Annotated in this window: 12 protein-coding genes; 10 read left to right on the top strand and 2 right to left on the bottom strand. The window is 64.8% G+C overall.

Annotation, left to right across the window (positions count from 1 at the left end; genetic code table 11):
• Positions 1–33: 33 nt before the first annotated feature.
• Entirely contained in the window at positions 34–5,124 is a 5,091-nt protein-coding gene (locus LOY37_RS12425; RefSeq protein WP_258717039.1) for a dermonecrotic toxin domain-containing protein, read from the bottom strand.
• An 85-nt stretch (positions 5,125–5,209) separates the two neighbouring features.
• Positions 5,210–6,919, bottom strand: coding sequence for a sulfatase-like hydrolase/transferase (locus LOY37_RS12420; RefSeq protein ID WP_258717038.1), 1,710 nt, complete (start codon positions 6,917–6,919; stop codon positions 5,210–5,212).
• Positions 6,920–7,324: 405 nt separating this feature from the next.
• On the opposite strand from LOY37_RS12420, the gene LOY37_RS12415 reads away from it, so the two are divergent.
• The 10 genes from LOY37_RS12415 to LOY37_RS12370 are packed head-to-tail and all read left to right on the top strand — an operon-like array spanning position 7,325 to position 18,333.
• Entirely contained in the window at positions 7,325–8,677 is a 1,353-nt protein-coding gene (locus tag LOY37_RS12415; protein ID WP_045198776.1) for a UDP-glucose/GDP-mannose dehydrogenase family protein, read from the top strand.
• Positions 8,674–9,744, top strand: coding sequence for an NAD-dependent epimerase (locus tag LOY37_RS12410; protein ID WP_258717037.1), 1,071 nt, complete (start codon positions 8,674–8,676; stop codon positions 9,742–9,744). Before LOY37_RS12415 ends, LOY37_RS12410 begins: the two co-directional genes overlap by 4 nt.
• Positions 9,741–10,487, top strand: a complete 747-nt coding sequence (locus LOY37_RS12405) for a sugar transferase (protein WP_258717036.1) — start codon at positions 9,741–9,743, stop codon at positions 10,485–10,487. Before LOY37_RS12410 ends, LOY37_RS12405 begins: the two co-directional genes overlap by 4 nt.
• Positions 10,488–11,135: a CpsD/CapB family tyrosine-protein kinase gene (locus LOY37_RS12400; protein WP_045198772.1), complete on the top strand. Its 648-nt coding sequence runs from the start codon at positions 10,488–10,490 to the stop codon at positions 11,133–11,135.
• Between the two features lie 22 nt (positions 11,136–11,157).
• Complete coding sequence (locus tag LOY37_RS12395; RefSeq protein ID WP_045198770.1) at positions 11,158–12,180, top strand: polysaccharide biosynthesis/export family protein; 1,023 nt, start codon at positions 11,158–11,160, stop codon at positions 12,178–12,180.
• A 20-nt stretch (positions 12,181–12,200) separates the two neighbouring features.
• Positions 12,201–13,790 (top strand): LPS biosynthesis protein, encoded by a 1,590-nt coding sequence (locus LOY37_RS12390; protein ID WP_045198768.1) that lies wholly within the window; start codon positions 12,201–12,203, stop codon positions 13,788–13,790.
• Positions 13,787–14,875, top strand: coding sequence for a glycosyltransferase family 4 protein (locus tag LOY37_RS12385; RefSeq protein WP_258717035.1), 1,089 nt, complete (start codon positions 13,787–13,789; stop codon positions 14,873–14,875). Before LOY37_RS12390 ends, LOY37_RS12385 begins: the two co-directional genes overlap by 4 nt.
• Positions 14,872–16,242 (top strand): O-antigen ligase, encoded by a 1,371-nt coding sequence (locus LOY37_RS12380; protein ID WP_258717034.1) that lies wholly within the window; start codon positions 14,872–14,874, stop codon positions 16,240–16,242. The genes LOY37_RS12385 and LOY37_RS12380 overlap by 4 nt, the downstream gene beginning before the upstream one ends.
• Positions 16,239–17,204 carry a glycosyltransferase family 2 protein gene (locus LOY37_RS12375; protein ID WP_093383294.1) on the top strand — a complete coding sequence of 322 codons (966 nt, stop codon included), beginning with the start codon at positions 16,239–16,241 and terminating at the stop codon, positions 17,202–17,204. Before LOY37_RS12380 ends, LOY37_RS12375 begins: the two co-directional genes overlap by 4 nt.
• On the top strand, positions 17,197–18,333 hold the full coding sequence (locus LOY37_RS12370) for a glycosyltransferase family 2 protein (protein WP_258717033.1): 1,137 nt from the start codon (positions 17,197–17,199) through the stop codon (positions 18,331–18,333). Before LOY37_RS12375 ends, LOY37_RS12370 begins: the two co-directional genes overlap by 8 nt.
• Positions 18,334–18,336: the final 3 nt, after the last annotated feature.

The raw sequence follows: 18,336 nt of genomic DNA, 5'->3' as shown, positions 1-18,336 counted from the left end.
TGCAGCGACGCAAGGCAAGGCCGTTCAGGCCGCTTAGCTTTCGCTGCTGCGGGTCAGTTCGAGGATGAGGCCGTGCTCGGCCGCAGTGCTGACTTCTTTCAACTGCTGCTCAGCGGTAAAGTAGCGCCCTTCCGACAGTGCCAGACGCTGCAGGTGCCCCTGCCCGTCCACGGGTGCATCGGGCAGGATCTGCTGCAGCGCACTGCGCACCTCGGGCGCCAGCGGCCCGTCGAACTCATGCCAGTCGTACAGGCAGCTCAACAGGTAGTCGGCGGCATCGCGCCATTGCTGTTCGAAGGTCGCAAAGCGCTGCCCGTGCAGTTTGCGCAAGTAGCGCTTCCAGCCATGTTGCAGCACCATCCATTGCTGCCTGGCCTCCACCTGGCTGCTCAGGCGCTGGACTTCACGCTCGACATTCTTGACCACACGCGCGTCAACACCGGCCCGGTGCGCATAGAGCATGCCGCTGGACGGCTCGGGGAAGTCGAGCCGGGTGGCCAGTTCCTGACGCAACTTCAGGCGAATTTCCACCGGGTCGGACTCATGCTCCAGGTCCTGGTCGGTAAGGTTATCCAGCGGGTCGAAGGCCGGCAACGGGCGGCTGCCGGCACGCATGGCATCGCGGCGCAGATCGCGGGCAAGGCCGATACGCTGGGCCAGGGAGTTGACCAACTCGCGGCGGTAGAGCTGCTTGTACAAGCCGACCACTGCCGCCGTGCGCTGCAGCGGGTCAAGCGCCTCCTGGCTTTGGCGATAGGCGAGAAACTCGACTTCCAGGGCACTGAAGCCGTCGGCCCCGGCGTCGCCACAGGTTGGTGGGTAAGCGTCGGCAACCGCCTGCAAATCACTGAACAGCTGGTCAGAACCTTGTGCGGCGCGCAGCAGCTCCCAGACCCTGGCGGACATGTTGTTGAAATCGAACCGGGCCTCGCTGGACTCCAGCGCCCGGTCGAGCACCAGCAACAGCGGGCGATGGGTGTCTTCATCGGGGAACAAGGTGTCCCACAGTTGCTGCTGTTCGGCGCTCGCCTCACGTAACCAGCCGGCGGCCAGGCCGCTGGCACGGCGACTGAACGGCATCCCCAGGCCGCGCAAGTGGGTGGCAGCGGCCTCGCTGAGCGGGTTCTGGTTGAGCAGCAGCCAGCGGCTGCGCTGGCCATCGGCACGCAACGCACCGCCGAAGGCCGTGGCCGCAAGGTCGGGAAGCTCGCTCAGCTCGTTGCTGCTCAGGTCCACCGTGCGCAGCGGATGCTCTGGCGGCTGCATCAGCTCCAGCAATCCTTCAGGCCAGTCTTCGAGCTGGCAGCCACGCAGGCTCAGGTGCTCAAGCATCCGCAGGCCGGCCAGCTGCGGCGCCCGGCCCAGGGGGTTGTCGGCCAGGTTGAGCTTGCGCAACCGCACAAGGCCGGCAAAGGCTGTGGCCCCGTCTTCGTCCAGCTGGATGTTATTGCGGGCAAGGTCCAGCTCCTGCAAGGGGATTGCCGCCAGGGCTTGCAACTGCTCGGCATCGAGGGTCGCGCCATTGGCCCGAAAGCCCAGCGTGGTCAGGCTATCGAGCTTGCCCAGGGCATTGATCGCTTCAACCGGCAGCGTGGCCATCTGGTTACCGGTGAGGCCCAGCCCACGCAAGGCCCGCAAGCTTTGCAGCGGGTCGAACATGCGCGCATTGACCGCGATCTGGTTGCCCTCGAGGCTGAGCAACCGCAGCTTGGTCCGGGTGCCAAGCGCAGCGGGTATCTCGGTCAGGCGGTTGTGGTCCAGGTTCAGTTCCCTGAGTTCGGTAAACGACGAAAGGAATTGCTCCGGCACTGCGCTCAGCTCCATCCGATGCAGGAACAAGCGGGTGACATGGCGAAAGCGCACATTGATCGCTGGCAATCCGCCAGGCCTCCAGGAGGACAGGTCCAGTTCATGTTTATGATCGCCACCCACACGGCGCCAGGCGGCTTTTAGCCGGTCACGAAGCATTTCCCGGTCCACCCGCTCGCCAGCGCTGGGTCGCTGCGCCACCCAGTTGTCGAGGGTTTGCCCGAGCTGGCGATATTCATCCTCCAGGCCCTGGATCGCAGCACCAAGGTCTTCATTGGCGAGTCTCAGCTGGTTCTTGATCTCGGAAATTTCATTGGCGCGCAACTCGGGGTACAAGGCACTCAAACGGCGATATTCGCTGGAACGCAAGGTCCCCACCGCGCCGCCCAGCGGGTAGCCACGGCGCCCGTCGGCCAGGCGCAACGGCGATTGCAACCAGGGCCGCGAGGGTTGCTGGCCGATCAGGGTCGAACAGCGGGCGCGATTGCCCAGGGCTTGCTGGGTCAGACGCTGGCGCAGTTGCGCGGGCTCGTAGATCTCTACCCCAAGCGACTGGCGCAGGGTGTCGGGCAGTGCGCGTAACAGCGCAGCAAAAAAGTCATCGCTCAGCCCCAGTTCATTACCGCGGGCATCGAAAACGCGATAGCCACCCTCGTACTTGAGTATCGAGCGCAGCTCTGCCTCGGTGTCACCGACGCTGGCCAGCACCGCGCTAGCCAGCGTCTGTTGGTGTAGCTCAAGGCGAATACCGCTGTTCCAGCCGGGCAAATCGGCGAGCAGTTGCAGCGCCAGGCGCTCGCTGTCCAGGGCCATTCGTGCAGGGAACACCAACCCTTCAAGGGCACGATTGAGGCGCAACTGGCGCTGATAGGCCCGGGCTTCTTCGGCCAAGCGTCCAGGTACGCGCGCTTGCTCGCCAATCAGTTGCCCACGCTCCTGGGCAGTGGCGTGCCGCACAATTTCCTCGGCAAGCGAATCAGGCAGCGAGGCGAAGTCACGCTGCAAGGTCTTGGCGCCCAGGCCGGGGGCGCTTTCGATACTGGCGTACAGACTGTCGAACACCGCGCTGCGCTTGCGCTCTGCCAGATCGGCCAATTGCTCGCGCAAGGCCGGCAAGCGTGCCTGCTCGGGCAAATGCTCACCCAGCAGCTCGCTGCGTTGCGCCTCACTCAAGGCCTGCAACAGCACCTGGGCGAGCTTGCCGCTGCGCACATCGGCGGCCAGTACCTTGAAGGCGTGACCCTGGGGCCAGCGTTCCAGGCCATAGGTCTGCGATTCACCCCACAGCTCCGGCCCCCTGAACACCTGCAATACCCGGTTGGCCGGCCATTTGGGCAACTCGACCAGCAACGCCAGCGGATAGGTCATGCCCGCCTCCAGCGCCGCGCCACTGCGGATATCGGCGACCATCCGGGTAATGCGCCGGTCCAGTTGCAGGCGCTGCAAGGTATCGGCCAGCAGCGGTGCAAGCGGCCCCTGCTCGACATGCATGTGGCGCAGCACGTCGTCGTCGACCCCGCTGATCTCGGCAGCCTGTGCCAGGCTGGCATCGTTCAGGCCCTCGGCCAGAACGCCGATGCGCCGCAGCAACTGGCCACGCTCCCAGTGCAGCGGCTGTTCACCCTGGAACTGCCAGGTGCCGTTACCGTAGTGCTTGAGTGGCGGCTCGAAGGCGTCGTTGTTGTCCGGGTGCCTGATTCGCCATTGTTGAAGGTCGGCATCATAGCGTTGCTGGTACAGCTTGCCATCCAGGCGGATGTACAACTGATCGTTCAGCGCGTACTGCCCCAGGGCATTGGGCGCCAGGCGCTCGGGTAGTTGCACCGGGCTTGCATAACCGCTCAGGTCGGGCTTCCACAGACGCACTTGGCCATTGGCCAATTCGACACGCTCCAGACCATCGACAAACAGCGACGGTTCGGCGGCGCTGCCGGCTACCCCCAGCCCTGCGATCAAACCCAGGTTGACCACCAGCGACTCGACCTGCGCCAGGGCTTCGGCGGTTTCCCCGGCTTCCCAGGCCTCGACGCCATGGAACACATTGCCCATCAGTTGCGCGCCGGTCACCGCCAGCATCAGCGGATTGAGCGCCGGGACTACAAACGCCGCAGCGTTGAGCACATTCAGGCCGATATCCAGCCAATGCTGCAAACGCGCCAGGCGCGCGGCGCGGTCTTCATCGGCGGTCGGCACCGCCAGTACCCGGGCATTGGCCTTGAGCCTGCGCACCTGCAGGCGCTGCAAGCGGCTCCACAGCTCGCCGTCGAGCGCATGTTCCTCGACCTGCAGGCGCGGATTGCGGATCGGTTGGCGGATCTTTTCCTCGCCCTCAAAGCGTTCGACGTACAGCGCCTGATTCAAGGCGCGCACAAATGCCGGGCGCTCGGCCTGGGGCACGCATTTGAGTATTGCCTGGCGGTAATCGTCAGCTTGCAGGCTGGTAGCCAGGTCGTGGGCAAAGGCGCTGATCGAGGAATACTCCTTGATCGGGTACAGCGGCGCGCCGGCGATCCAGGCCACACAGCGTTCAGTGACAGTGCTCGCCGCCGGATCCGGGCCGATCAACAGCGCTCCGTCCAGCACGCTGCCCAACACGCTGATCTGCCGACAGACCACGGCTTTGCCATCGAGCCGGGGCGCAGCGCCATTGGCCAGCAGCAACAACGCGGCCTGTACTGCGTCGGTGATTTCACCGTAGCTTCGCGCCCGCTGCACTTGCGCGACGAAGTCGGCCCGGGTCGCTGCTGTCATGCTGGCGGCCCTGACGGGGCCCTGCAGCACCTCGGCCAGGTGCTGCTGATACTGCCGACCCAGGTCGAGTTCGCGGCACAGGGCGACGAAACGCTCACAGCTCAGGCTCATGGTTTGACCTTGCGCGTCAGCCAGGTAGCTGAAAGGGCCCAGGTCTTCATTGGCGCTGAAATTCTGCAGCGCCGCCTCAAGCAGGCTGCTGCTGTGGGTCGCGCCCTTGGGCAAGGTACGCCCGCCAAGGGTTTCAAAACCGACCTGGTGCAGTTGCGCCTTGAGCACATCCACTTCCACCCCATGGGCCTCACGTAATGAACGGGCCAACAGTGGCGCACAGAACTGGCTGATACCCTTGAGCGCGGCAAGCTGCACTGCCAGCGCCTGGCGTGCAGCCCTCGAAGCCTTGAGCGCAGCCTGTAGCTGCGGCTCTATCGCCGACGGCAGTTGCTGGCTCTGCAGCAGGGTTTGAAAGTCCTTGGCCGCCAGATGGCTGACCCAGGCAGGAATCGCCGCGCCGATCAAGGTGCGGTGGAAAATCAACGCAGGGTTTGGCTTTGCAGGTGTCATTGGAAAAGTTCCTGACAGTGGGGGGCTGTCAGGAGAGCAGCACCGCCGTTGACGGCGGTGCTAGATAAATAGTGCCTTCACCCGCTCAATCAGCCTGGCCCACCGGCATCTGCGCATTCGGCAAGGCCGCCCCCGGGGTCACCACTTCGCTCAGGTCAATATGCTTGAACACCGGCTTGGCCCCCAGCCGCGCATTGAAGCGGGTATTGAAGCTGAACGGGTCGTCGCTCGGCACTACCAGCGAGCGCCCGTACACCGCGGCGATGCCGGCCGGGTCGTAGCCGAGCAGCTGCAGCAAGGTGGGAAAGATGTTGTAGTGGCTGGAACGGTCCTTGTTGGTTGCCAGTTGCGCCTGCCAGTCGAGGGTTTGCAGGCCCTGGCCCTGGATCACCACCAGCGGCACCAGGCCCTCCTCTTCCACCGGGTTGCTGTCGCAGTGGGTATTCAGCCCCGGGTTGCCGCGCTCGTGCAGGTCCTGGCCGTGGTCGGAGGTGTAGATGAGCACCGCCTGGCTGAGGTCGGCCTTGGCAAACAGGCGGTTGAAGAACTCGCCGACGTTCCACAGCAGGCTGTTCATGTACGAATTGCGGTACAGCACCCAGTCTTCGGGCTGGCCATTGAATCCGTCGCGTCGGCCGGTGTCGGTGATGTCGGTGTACTGCCCGCGTGGCAAGGCCGGGCGGTAGGCCATGAAGTCGTCGGGGTATTTGTCGTGCACCGGGAAATGCACGCCGACCTTGTTGATCACGATCAGTTGCGCTTTGCCGTCGGCCAGCAGCTCGGTGAGCTTGGCCACAGCGGCCATGTCACGGTCACGCACCGGGGTGCTGTCGAACTGGATGAACTGGTCGATGTCGCGTTTTTCTGCGGCGTTCATCAGGTTCTGCAGGTTGCCGCCGGTGCGCTGGGCGTCGATGTACACGGTGCCCAGGCCGGCAGCCTTGGCGTACTGCCAGATCGACGGCAGGGTCGAGTTGATGCGCAGGTAGTCGTCGCGGGTGCCGCCATAACGCAGGGTGACGTTGGTGTCGGAGCTGCAGTTGGCGATCGAGGCGGCGTAGCCATAATTGAAAATGCTCACCCCGGGCCGGGCCTGGTTGAGCTGGCTGCGCACGCCATGGGCGGTGTTCAGGTCCAGGTAATTGCCCGAGACGCTTTCGTCGATGATCAGCACGATGTCGCGGGCCAGGGCCGGGCCGCTGCGTGCCAGGGTCACCGGCTCACGGGGGCCGACGCTGTCGTGCAGCGACTCGTAGAGCATCAGGTTGGCATAGGCCAGCGGCGTGTACATGATCGGCAGGCCGCGCGCGCCTTCACCGGCGCGCACGAACAGAATCGCCGTGAGCAAGGCAATGCCCAGCAGCGGCGCCGCCCACGGCAGCGCCCCGGGCCCGGGCACAGGGTGGCGTGGCTTGAGCCCCAGGCCCAGCAGCAACAGCAGCGAACTGCCCAGTACCCGGAGGATCACGCTGTGGTACTGCTCGATGGCCTCGCCGATAAAACCACCGGAATACACCATTGAGATAAAACCGCTGTAGGTCAGGTAGTCGGCGGTAATGCGCGTATAGGCATCGAAGAACACCGCGCTGGCGCTGAACACCAGGGCAAAGCCCCAGCGCAGCCAGGCCTGGCGAATGTTGGCGCACAGCAGCAAGGCCAGCACCAGCAGCACCAGTACGCCGAGGTACAACAGCAACGCCGGGCTCAGGCCGATGGCCTGCAAGCGCTCCAGGTAATAGGGGTAATTGCTCAGCAGGTACAGCGCCAGCAGCAGTTCCTTGACGTATTTGAACATCTTCCCCTCACCCAATTTTGACCTTGCAAGCACCCGGACATTGACACGTTAGCAGTCGCCACCCAAAGCGCAAACCGGAACAACGTCAGTTTTTTGACCCAACTTGGCGGCGCCAATTCTGACAGTTCAAAAACGCGAAAGCGTTGCATTCGTGAAACATCCACATCCATAAACGCCTTGTTTATCGCGGGCTTCGACCGTTCATCGTTTTACGATGCGGCAATTGGCCAGTGCTCACCAATGCTAACCCCCGGATTTAGAACGGCTTGATAGCAAAAAGCCCAAATCACAGCGAGTGTAAATCCGACGAAACATGCCATTTGATTGACACGACTTCCCACGGGTGGGCTATACCGAAATCACACCACTGTTTCATCCTCATTACTCCATACGAGGCACGCCGACATGGACGTGAGCGTATTTGGCACCGGCTATGTCGGTCTTGTGCAAGCTGCGGCCCTCGCAGACGTAGGACACCGGGTTTTGTGCGTCGATGTCGATGCGCACAAGATCAGTCAACTGCGTCAGGGCGTACCGCCGATCAGCGAGCCGGGGCTTTCGGCCATGCTCGAAGAAAACATCAAGGAAGGCCGCCTGCTGTTCAGCACCCAGGCCAGTGATGCGGTCAGTCACGCCGAACTGATCTTCATCGCCGTCGGTACGCCGCCGGATGAAGACGGCTCGGCCGACCTCTCCCATGTCCTGGGGGTGACCCGGCAGATCGCCGGGCTGATGGAGGCCGATCGCACCCTGATCATCAAGTCCACCGTCCCGGTCGGCACCGCTGACAAGGTCGCCGCCCTGGCCGGCGAAGAACTGCAGCGCCTGGGCAAGGGCGCGCTCAAGGTGCGGGTGGTGTCCAACCCCGAATTCCTTAAAGAAGGCAGCGCCCTGGCCGACTGCATGCGTCCGGACCGGATCATCGTTGGCACCGCCGATGACCAGGCCCACGACCAGCTCGCCGAGCTCTACGCGCCCTTCTGCCGCAACCATGAAAAGCTCATGTTCATGGACAACCGCAGCGCCGAGCTGACCAAGTACGCGGCCAACGCCATGCTCGCCACGCGCATCAGTTTCATGAACGAGCTGGCCAACCTCACCGAGCACCTGGGCGCCGACATCGAAGCGGTGCGCAAAGGCATCGGCTCCGACCCGCGCATCGGCTACCACTTCATCTACCCCGGCTGCGGCTTTGGCGGCTCGTGCTTTCCCAAGGACCTGCGCGCCCTGCTGCACACCGCCGAACGCAGCGGCATGCCGCTGCGCCTGCTGCAAAGCGTCAGTGAAGTCAACGACAGCCAGCGTCAGATCCTCTTCGCCAAGCTCAAGCAGCGCTTTCCTGGCAGCCTGGCCGGCAAGTCGATTGCGGTCTGGGGCCTGGCCTTCAAACCCAACACCGACGACATGCGCGAAGCCCCCAGCCGCTACCTGATGGAAGCGCTGTGGGCCGAAGGCGCTACCGTGTGCGCCTTTGACCCTGAGGCGATGTCCGAATGCCGGCGCATCTACGGCTACCGCAAAGACCTGCAGCTGTGCGCCACCCGCGACGACACCCTGGAAGACGCCGACGCCCTGGTGATCTGCACCGAGTGGAAGAACTTTCGCGTGGTCGACTTCGCCCTGCTGGCGAAAAAACTGCGCAGCCGCCTGATCATTGACGGGCGCAACCTGTACAACCCCGACCAGGTCGCCACCTACGGCCTGAGCTACAGTGGCATCGGCCTGCGCCAGGTGCAGCCGGAGGTACCGGCGCCATGAAGATCCTGGTCACCGGCGCCGCCGGTTTCATTGGTGCCCATTGCAGCCTGCGGCTGTTGCGCGACGGCCACCAGGTGATCGGCCTGGACAACTTCAACGACTACTACGACCCGGCGCTCAAGCATGCGCGGGTGCGCTGGGTTGAAGCTGAGGCCAGAGCCTTTACCCTCTACCGCCTCGACCTCAACGATGCCGCCGGCATGGCCGAGCTGTTTGCCAGCGAGCAACCCGAGGTAGTGATTCACCTGGCGGCGCAAGCCGGGGTGCGCTACTCGCTGGAAAACCCGCGGGCCTACATCGACAGCAACCTCAGCGGCTTTCTGAACATTCTCGAAGGCTGCCGCCGCCATCCGGTGCAGCACCTGCTGTATGCCTCGTCGAGCTCGGTGTACGGCGCCAACCAGCACACCCCGTACCGGGTCGAGGATGCCGTCGACCATCCGCTGTCGCTGTACGCGGCGACCAAAAAAGCCAACGAGGCCATGGCCCACAGCTACAGCCACCTGTTCGGCATACCCGCCAGCGGCCTGCGCTTTTTTACCGTGTACGGCCCCTGGGGCCGCCCGGACATGTCGCCGATCCAGTTCGCCCGGGCGATTGCCGAAGGCCGGCCGATCCAGCTGTTCAACTACGGCCAGCACCAGCGCGACTTCACCTACATCGACGACATCGTCGAAAGCCTGGTACGCCTGATCCCGCTGGCGCCAACCGCCAATCCGGCCTGGGACCGCGAGCATCCGGACCCGGCCAGCAGCCACGCGCCGTGGCGCCTGTTCAACATCGGCGGCCAGCGCCCGGTGGAACTCACCGACTACGTGGCCTTGCTGGAAAAACACTTGCAACGCAGCGCCAGCATCGAGCTGCTGCCCTTGCAACCGGGTGATGTGCTGGCCACCTGTGCCGATGCCAGCGCCCTGGAACAGGTCACCGGCTTCACCCCCCAGGTTTCGCTGGATGAAGGGCTCGGGCGTTTTATTGCCTGGTTTCATCAGTACTACCCGCAACTTGACCGGGACGCGGTGCGGGTCAACGGGCAATTGCCCGCGCAGCAACGGAGAACGGTATGACAGGACAACCTAAAAGTGCGCAACTGCAGGCACTGTATCAAGACAAGCGCATGGACCCCGCGCACCGCCAGCGCATCGACGCGGCGATTCACATGCAAGGCCGAGGCTGGCTGACCGGCCGTGCCGGCGGGCGCCCCTGGACCCTGTCGCGCACCAACCGGGTGGTCGCCTGCTTTGGTGCCTTGTGCATTCTGGCGATCATTTCGCCACTGCTGCTGGGCCTGGCCGTGCTGGTCAAGCTCAGCAGCCCCGGCCCGGTGTTCTTCGTGCAAAAGCGCACCGGCTATCGCGGCCGCGCCTTCGGCATGTACAAGTTCCGCACCATGGTCGCCAACGCCGAGGCCTTGAAGGACTCGGTGCGCCACCTCAACAAGCACGGCGCCGATGCCATCGATTTCAAGATCGACAAAGACCCGCGCGTCACCCCGATCGGCCAATGGCTGCGGCGCAGCAGCCTGGACGAGTTGCCCAACCTGTTCAACGTGGTGCTCGGTGACATGCGCCTGGTCGGCCCGCGCCCCACCTCGTTCAACGCCTATCGCTACAAAGACAACCACCTCGCGCGCCTGAGCATCTACCCCGGCATGACCGGCTTGTGGCAGATCTCCGGACGCAGCGACATAGACTTCGACCAGCGAGTCGAACTGGACCTGAGCTACATCAACGAACAGAGCTTGATGCTGGATCTGAAGATCCTCTTCAAGACTCCCTTCAAAGTCTTCAGCGGCCACGGAGCAAGTTGAATGGACGGTTCTACTTCAAGAAGTCTGACGATCGCCACCCCGAGCGAAACCAACCTGACCTCCACGGTGCTCGATGAAGACCAGCGCATCCTGCTGCTGACCGCTGCCAACACCGGCAGCGGCACCAGTACCAGCGCCCTGGCCTTTGCCAGCCAGTTGGCATTGATGAGCGGCGGCCCGGTCTTGCTGGTCGACAGCAGCCCCAGCGGCAACAACCTCAGCCAGCAGTTGAGCCTGCACAAGTTGCGCGGTTTCAACGACCTGATGTTCGACCAGGACACCCCGCCGTTGATGCAGGACTGCATCGTGCGCCTGTCCGACCAGCCGTTCGACGTGCTGCCGGCCGGCACCTACAAGCGCGGCAAGGAGCGTCTGAACCCCGATCTGCTGCGGGTGCTGCTCAAGCACATGGGCGAGCACTACCGCTTCGTGGTGATCGACGGCGAGGCGGTGTACGCCAGCGCCGACAGCCTGATCATCGGCACCCTGGTCGATGGCGTGATTCTCGTCGTGTGCGCCGAGGAAACCCGCTGGGAGGTGGCCCAGGCCGCCGCCCAGCGCCTGACCCAGGCCGGCGCCAGGCTGATCGGCAGCGTCTTCAACCGACGCAAGTACTACATGCCCAAGTGGCTGTACAACAACCTTTAGGCCAGCAGACCAGGAGCCTCACATGAAATACACGACGTTCGCGCTGTGCCTGCTGACCCTGGCCGGCTGCGCCAATCAGGACACCCGGCAGATGCCGGTACAGATCATGACCGCCAATGCCGCCAACGCCCAGGACGCCGAACTGCCGCGCAGCGAACAGGTGCTGCGCCCGCAGGACGTGCTCGATGTGATCTTCCACATCAGCACCAGCGGCTCGGCGTCGTACCGTATCCAGTCCGGCGACACCGTCGGCCTGGCCTTCCCGGCAGCCAGCTCGCTCAACGGCAACCAGCTGGTGCTGCCCGACGGCACCATCGAACTGCCGCGGGCCAACACCTCGGTCAACGTTGCCGGGCAAACCCCGGACCAAGCCCGGCGCACCATCCAGCAGGCCTACCGCAACAAGCGTCTGTTCCAGCCCGGGCGCGACAACGTCACCGTGCAGGTGATCAGCCCGCTGACCAACGAGCAGAACCTCAAGAGCGCCCTCAACCACCCGGCCACCGGCATGAGCCGCGAAATCACCGTCGGCAGCGACGGCCAGGCGAGCTTCCCGGAAATCGGTTCGGTGCCGCTGCAGGGCATGACCGTCACCCAGCTGCAGACCTACCTGAACAAGCGCTACGCCGACCTGCCGGGGCGCATGACCGTGGACGTGATGCTCAAGTCCACCGCCGTCAACGAGATCTACGTACTGGGTGAAGTCGGCCAGCCCGGCGCCTACCCGATCCGCCGCCCGGTGTCGGTGCTTGAAGCCCTGACCCTGGCCCGTGGCCCGAACGTCAAGGCGCGGCTCGACTCGGTGGTGATCATGCGCCGCAACGGCAACCAGGTGCAGGCCGTGCCCTACAACGTCGACAAGGCCCTGGATGCCAGCGCCGCGCAAGTCGCCTACCTGCAGCCGGACGACATGCTCTACGTGCCCAAGACCAAGCTCGCCAGCGCCGGCGACCTGGCCCGGCAACTGGCTGACGTGGTGCTGTTCCAGGGGGTCGGCTTCAGCTTCGGTTATCGCGTTGACAACAAAGACAGCGACAACAACTAATTCCAGGCGGGTATCCGAGCATGAATACAAAAGAAAACTACCTGCATGAATTCTTCAGGATCTTCTTTGCCAACCGCCAGTTGGTCAAACGGGTGTTCCTGGTCTTCGCAGTGATCGCCTTGCTGTTGCCGCTGGTGCTCAAGCAGAGCTTCGACATTACCGCCGAAGTGATCGTGCAGTCGAAAAAACTGTCCCAGAGCGACACCAACACCACCCTCGCCCAGGAGACCGACAAGTTCATCCCGCCGTCGCTGGCCGACATGGAGACCGAGAGCAATATCCTGCGTTCGCCGACCCTGATCCGCGAAACCATCAGCCAGCTGCGCGCCGAGGGCAAGTACGAGATCCCGCCCAGCTTCATGCAGCGGGTGGTGTTCGGGCCGATCCGCAGCGGCATCATCAACCCGCTGCGCGAGTATGTGGTCAACCCGGTGCGCTCGCTGTTCGGCCTCGAGGTCGACCCGGTGCGCGACACCCAGCTCGACACCCTCACCGACGACGCCATCAAGGACCTCAAGGTCGAAACCCTGCCCGGCTCCAACGTGGTCTCGGTGACGTATAGCTTTCCCGACCCGAAACTGGGCACGCTGTTCGTCAGCCGCCTGCTCGACAACTACCTGCGCAACCGCCAGAACCTGCAGTCCAACGAGCTGCCCGAGCAGTTCTACGAGCAGAAGAAACTGCAGTACCAGGTGCGCATGGATGACCTCGAAGGCAAGCGCCTGGGCATGCTCGAAAGCATCGGCTCCTCGGACCCCAAAGAAGAGATCACCTTCCGCCTCAACGCCATCAACACCGAAGAACAGGCACTGAACCAGTACCGCGACCGCCTGCTGCAAAGCCAGCAGTGGCTGGACTACCTGAAAACCAGCCTGGCCGCGGCCAGCAACGCCAACATGCGCGATTTCGCCTTCCCCTACACCTTCACCACCACGGTCGACAACGTGGCCTTTGAAGACCGCGAAATCAAGCAGCTCGGTGAACAGCTGACCACCCTGGTGCTGACCTACGTCAGCGACCTGGCGGTGTTCCAGCCCGGCAGCGAGCAGATGCTGCTGCAACGCGAACAGATCGCCAAGACCCGCCAGCAGTTCTTGAAGATCGTCGCCAACCGCATCAAGGAGCGCGAGAAGGACCTGGCCGTGGTCCAGGACGTGATCGCCCAGAAGACCGCGCGCATCGCCGACTTCAAAGGCCGCGTGCACCAGTTGCAAGAAACCCAGAGCAAGGCGCGCCAGCTCGACACCGAGATCGACGCCCTGCACAAGGCCTACTTCACCTACACCCAGCGCTACGAAGAATCGCGCGGCGCCGACCTGCTCAACGGCCTGTCCAACGCGCGCATCCTCAGCGCCCCGTACGAGCCTGCGGAGCCGGCGTTTCCCAAGCCGCTGCTGATCGTGCCGTTCGGCATGCTCACCGGCCTGCTGCTGGCGATTGCCCTGGTGTACGTCAAAGAGTTCTTTGACCGGCGCTTCAAGCACCCGGCGCAAATCAGCCATCAACTGGACCTGCCGGTACTGCTGGTGATCAACGACCAGACCCCGGAAACCCCCAACCCTTACAAGGGCTGGTCGCTGCCGCGGCTGGTGCACTGGGTGCGCAATTGAACGCAGCCCTGAGTCCACAGCGCCCGATCCTGCACCTGCTCAGCAGTGGCGGCTTCTACGGCGCCGAGCGGATGCTGCTGGACCACTGCCAGGCCACCCCGGGGCAGCACCAGGTGCTGTTTCTCGGGGCCCCGGAGCAACTGGTGGCGCGTTTTCGCGCCGCCGGCGTGGCCTGCCAGACCTGCGACGGGGTCGGCGAGCTGCTGGCTGAACTGCGTCGGCGCCACGACCAGCAGCCGCTGATCAACAGCCACAACTTCAAGGGCCTGCTGTTCGGCTGGCTGGGCGCGCAGTTGTGGCGCCTGCCGATGGTCGCCACCCAGCACGGCTTTACCCCCAGCAGCCGCAAGCAGCGCCTGTATACCTGGATCAGCCTGCAGCTGTGCCGCACCGCCACCATCGAGCGGGTGGTTTGCGTGGCCGAGAGCATCAAGCGCATCCATCGCCAGGCCGGGGTCGCCGAGCACAAGCTGCAGGTGATCCCCAACGGCTTGCCCGAGGCCGACGCTCTGCCCGCACGCCACCCTGGCGCTGGCCGCTGGCTGGCCGGCTATGTTGGCCGCTTGAGCTGCGAGAAAGGCCCGGACCTGTTTCTCGATACGCTGATCCCGCTGTGCCAGCGCCACCCGCAGCTCGATGCGGTGATGCTCGGCGATGGCCCGGAGCAAGAGGCGCTGCAAGCGCGCATCGACGCCGCCGGCCTGACCCAGCGCATCCGCCTGCCCGGCTTTCAGGCCGACATGCGCCAGTGGATGGGGCGCCTGGATGCCCTGGTGATCAGCTCGCGCACCGAAGGCACGCCAATGATCCTGCTCGAAGCCATGCAGGATGGCGTGCCGGTGGTGGCCTTTGCGGTCGGCGGTATCCCCGATGTGATCGAGCACGGGCGCAGCGGCCTGCTGGCCCGGCCCCTGGCGGTGCAAGAGCTGGCCGCCCAGCTTGAGGCGCTGATGCTCGACCCGGCCCAGGCCGGCGAGCTGATCGCCCAGGCGCGGCGCACCCAACGCGAACGTTATCACCTGCCGACGCTGGCGCAACGCTGGGCCCGGGTTTACCTGGGCGCGGCCACGGAGACCTGCGCATGATCATTCCCCTGTCCCTGATCGGCCTGCTGGCCATCGCCTGCGTGGCATTGCTGGCCAGCCCCTACCCGTTTCTCGCCCCCGGCGCGGTAATCGGCCTGGCCGGCCTGCTGGCGCTGTACAAACGCCCGGCCTGGGGACTGCTGGCAATTATCACCCTGGTGCCGCTGGAAGGCCTGTTCAAGGACAGCGAGCTGACCGCCTCGAAAATGATCGGCGCGGCCCTGGCCCTGGTGCTGGTGCTGCAACTGGCGGTCAAGCAACTGCCCGCTGAGCGCCTGCGCAGCAGCATGTGGCGGCTGCTGCTGGGGTTTATGGCGCTGTACCTGCTGAGTTTCTGGGCCAGCGACAGCAGCGAGATGTCCCTTGGGCACTTTCGCGAGCTGGCGGTGGGCCTGCTGCTGTTCGGCATCACCCTGCTGGTTGGCCGCGACCTCGACCTGGCGATGATGTACCGGCTGGTGACCCTCAGCGTCAGCCTGACCTGCATCATGGCCATGGCCTCGGCCAAGTACCAGGACGAGGGCCGCGCCGCCGGCCTGCTGGAAGACCCCAACGTGTTCGCCATGCTCATCGCCATCGCCGTGCCCATGGCCTTGTGGCTGGTGTTCAACAGCCCGCGGCGGCTGCACAAACTGTTCTGGATCGCCTGCTGCATCCTGCTGCTGGCGGGCATGACCAAGACCAACTCGCGCTCGGGCCTGGTGGTGCTGCTGATCAGCCTGGGCATCGTGCTGGTGCACTACCGCACCCAGGTCGCCCACCTGCGCCCGCGGCACCTGGGCTTTGCCATGCTTGGCCTGGCGATTCTGCTGCCGACCATGGTGGCGCTGATGCCGGCCAGCTACGTGGCGCGCATCCAGTCGCTGGCGCTGCTCAAGTCCGGGGTCAATGCCTTCCAGGACGATTCCCTGGGCCGGCGCTCGTCGTACATCGTGGTCGGCAGCAAGATGATCCGCGAACACCCGGTGCTCGGCACCGGCCCCGGCACCTTCCCCCTGCACTACGCCACCACCGGCTACGCCAAGGCGTTTTCGGCCAACCGCAAGGTCGGCGACCTGTACCGCCGCGCGCACAACACCTACCTGGAGATCTTCAGCGAGGTCGGCATACCGGCCGGCATCCTCTTTGTCAGCATGGTCTTGCTGGCCCTGTACAACGTCTGGTACGCCCGGCGCCTGTGGCTGCGCCAGGGTGAGCAGGGCCAGGCCGACCTGCTCACCCACCTGTGCATGAGCATGCTCGCCATCAGCCTGTTCCTGATGTTCCTCAGCGCGCCCAACCACAAGTACCTGTGGATCATACTGGCGTTGTCCAGTGTGCTGCGGCTCCAGGCCGAACAGGCGCAACCGGCGCAGGTGAAGGCATGAAGGTCAGTGTCGTGGTGCCGATGTTCAACGAAGCCCGGCACATCGCCCGGACCCTGCAGTCGGCGTTGAACGCCGCCGCCGATGCCGGCCTTGACTGCGAGCTGGTGGTGGTCGACAACGGCTCCAGTGACGACGGCCCGCAGATCGCCCGCAGCCTCGGCGCCCAGGTGCTGAGCCTGCCCGGGCTGACCATCGGCGCCTTGCGCAACCGTGGCGTACAGGCCAGCAGCGGTGAGTGGCTGGCGTTTCTCGATGCCGACATCGAAGTGCCCGAGCACTGGTTGAGCCTGCTGCTCAAGCTGCATGGCGAAGGCCGTGGCGACGTCTTCGCGCTGGACTGCGACACCCCGCGCCAGGCGCCCTGGTTCGCCCGCGCCTGGCAACGCCGGACCCTGCGTGCAGGCTTGCCGGCACTGCACCCGATGCAGTGGCTGCCGACCCCCAACCTGCTGATGCAGCGCCACTGGTTCGATCAGGTGGGCGGCTTCAACGAAACCCTGCGCACCGGCGAAGACAAGGACTTTACCTGGCACCTGAACAAGGCCGGCGCGCGGCTTTTGGCCCTGCGCGAGCCGGTGGTGCTGCACTGGGGTTTTGAGGGCAGCTGGCGCGAGTGGCTGGGCAAGGAGCTGTGGCGCCAGGGCAGCAACCTGCAACTGCTGCGCAGCAACGGCCCGAGCCTGCGCCTGCTGCGCTTTCCGCTGCTGTCGCTGGGCGCCTGGCTGCTCGACTTCATGGCTTTGTCGGCGCTGCTCGACGGTTACCCGCACCTGGCGCTGTTGTTGCTGCTGGTCACCAGCTTGCCCGCGCTGGCCCTGAGCCTGCGCCAGAGCCTGAAACACCGCGACCTGCTGTTCGCCCTTCAGCTTTGGGGCCTGCACTGGATTCGCCTGCACCTGGCCGGCGCGGCCTTCGTGCTCAGCCTGTTCAACTGGAACGCAAGGAGGCCCGCCCGTGGCTGAGTTCATCTTTTGGTTGTGCTTGTTGCTACCGTTCTATGCCTGGCTGGGCTACCCGCTGCTGCTGACCCTGGTGGGGCCGCTGTTCCCCCGTCACCGCCCCGCGCCGCTGGCGCCGCAGCGGGTCAGCGTGGTGGTGGCCGCGCACAACGAAGCGCGCAATATCGACAACAAGCTGCGCAACCTGCTGGCCCAGGATTACCAGGCCCAGAGCCTGCAGATCGTGGTGGCCAGCGATGGCTCCACGGATAGCACCGTGGCCCTGGCGCGCAATTTCGACGACCCGCGCATCCAGGTCCTCGACCTGCCACGCATGGGCAAGAACAGCGTGCTCAACGTCGCCGTCACCCAGTGTACGGGCGACATCGTGGTGTTCACCGACGCCGATGTGCACTGGATCGACGGCACCCTCGGCGCCTTGCTGGCACCCTTTGCCGACCCTGAAGTGGGCGGCACGGTGGGCAAGATGATCATCCCCGAGGCCGGCAAGGGCCTGAGCCTGGGCGAAAGCCTGTACCGCCACTACGAAGCCTGGCTGCGCCGGGTGGAGAGCCGCACCGGTTGCACGGTGTCGGCCGATGGCGCCCTGCAGGCGCTGCGCCGCGAGCTGTACCAGCCGATTCCGGCGCGGGTCAACGACGACTTCTACATCAACACCTGCGCACCGGTGGCCGGCAAACGGGTGGTCTACGTTGACGAAGCCCAGGTGCTCGACCAGGGCGTGGACGAGGCCGACCGCCAGTTCAGCCGCCGCCAGCGCGTCACCGTCGGCGGCCTGATCAGCCTGGCCGCCCGCCGCGAACTGCTCAACCCGTTGCGCCACGGCCTGTACGCCATTGCCCTGATCAGCCACAAACTGATCCGCCGCCTGGCGCCGGTGCTGCTGTTGCCCCTGCTGCTGGCCAACCTGTGGTTGCTCGACGGCCACGGCTTTTACCAACTGACCCTGGCCGCGCAACTGCTCGGCTATGCCATCGCCATCGCCGGCCTGCTGGACGTGCGCCAGCGCCTGCCCAAACCGTTTCGCCTGGCGGCCTTCGTGCTGGTGACCCTGGCCGGCATGAGCGTCGGCCTGTGGCAGTTTTTACGCGGGCACAGCTACAACCAATGGAACCCCGACCAGACTCGATGAGCA

The organism is Pseudomonas sp. B21-012 (genome assembly GCF_024749305.1).
Lineage (GTDB): Bacteria > Pseudomonadota > Gammaproteobacteria > Pseudomonadales > Pseudomonadaceae > Aquipseudomonas.
This window is presented reverse-complemented; position numbering and strand designations above follow the sequence as displayed.

Excerpts from the sequence above, each read along its gene's own strand:
- LOY37_RS12375 (WP_093383294.1), top strand. The coding sequence starts at position 16,239 with ATGAAGGTCAGTGTCGTGGTGCCGATGTTCAACGAAGCCCGGCACATC.
- LOY37_RS12420 (WP_258717038.1), bottom strand. The coding sequence starts at position 6,919 with ATGTTCAAATACGTCAAGGAACTGCTGCTGGCGCTGTACCTGCTGAGC.
- LOY37_RS12415 (WP_045198776.1), top strand. The coding sequence starts at position 7,325 with ATGGACGTGAGCGTATTTGGCACCGGCTATGTCGGTCTTGTGCAAGCT.
- LOY37_RS12380 (WP_258717034.1), top strand. The coding sequence starts at position 14,872 with ATGATCATTCCCCTGTCCCTGATCGGCCTGCTGGCCATCGCCTGCGTG.
- LOY37_RS12425 (WP_258717039.1), bottom strand. The coding sequence starts at position 5,124 with ATGACACCTGCAAAGCCAAACCCTGCGTTGATTTTCCACCGCACCTTG.
- LOY37_RS12410 (WP_258717037.1), top strand. The coding sequence starts at position 8,674 with ATGAAGATCCTGGTCACCGGCGCCGCCGGTTTCATTGGTGCCCATTGC.
- LOY37_RS12400 (WP_045198772.1), top strand. The coding sequence starts at position 10,488 with ATGGACGGTTCTACTTCAAGAAGTCTGACGATCGCCACCCCGAGCGAA.
- LOY37_RS12405 (WP_258717036.1), top strand. The coding sequence starts at position 9,741 with ATGACAGGACAACCTAAAAGTGCGCAACTGCAGGCACTGTATCAAGAC.
- LOY37_RS12390 (WP_045198768.1), top strand. The coding sequence starts at position 12,201 with ATGAATACAAAAGAAAACTACCTGCATGAATTCTTCAGGATCTTCTTT.
- LOY37_RS12395 (WP_045198770.1), top strand. The coding sequence starts at position 11,158 with ATGAAATACACGACGTTCGCGCTGTGCCTGCTGACCCTGGCCGGCTGC.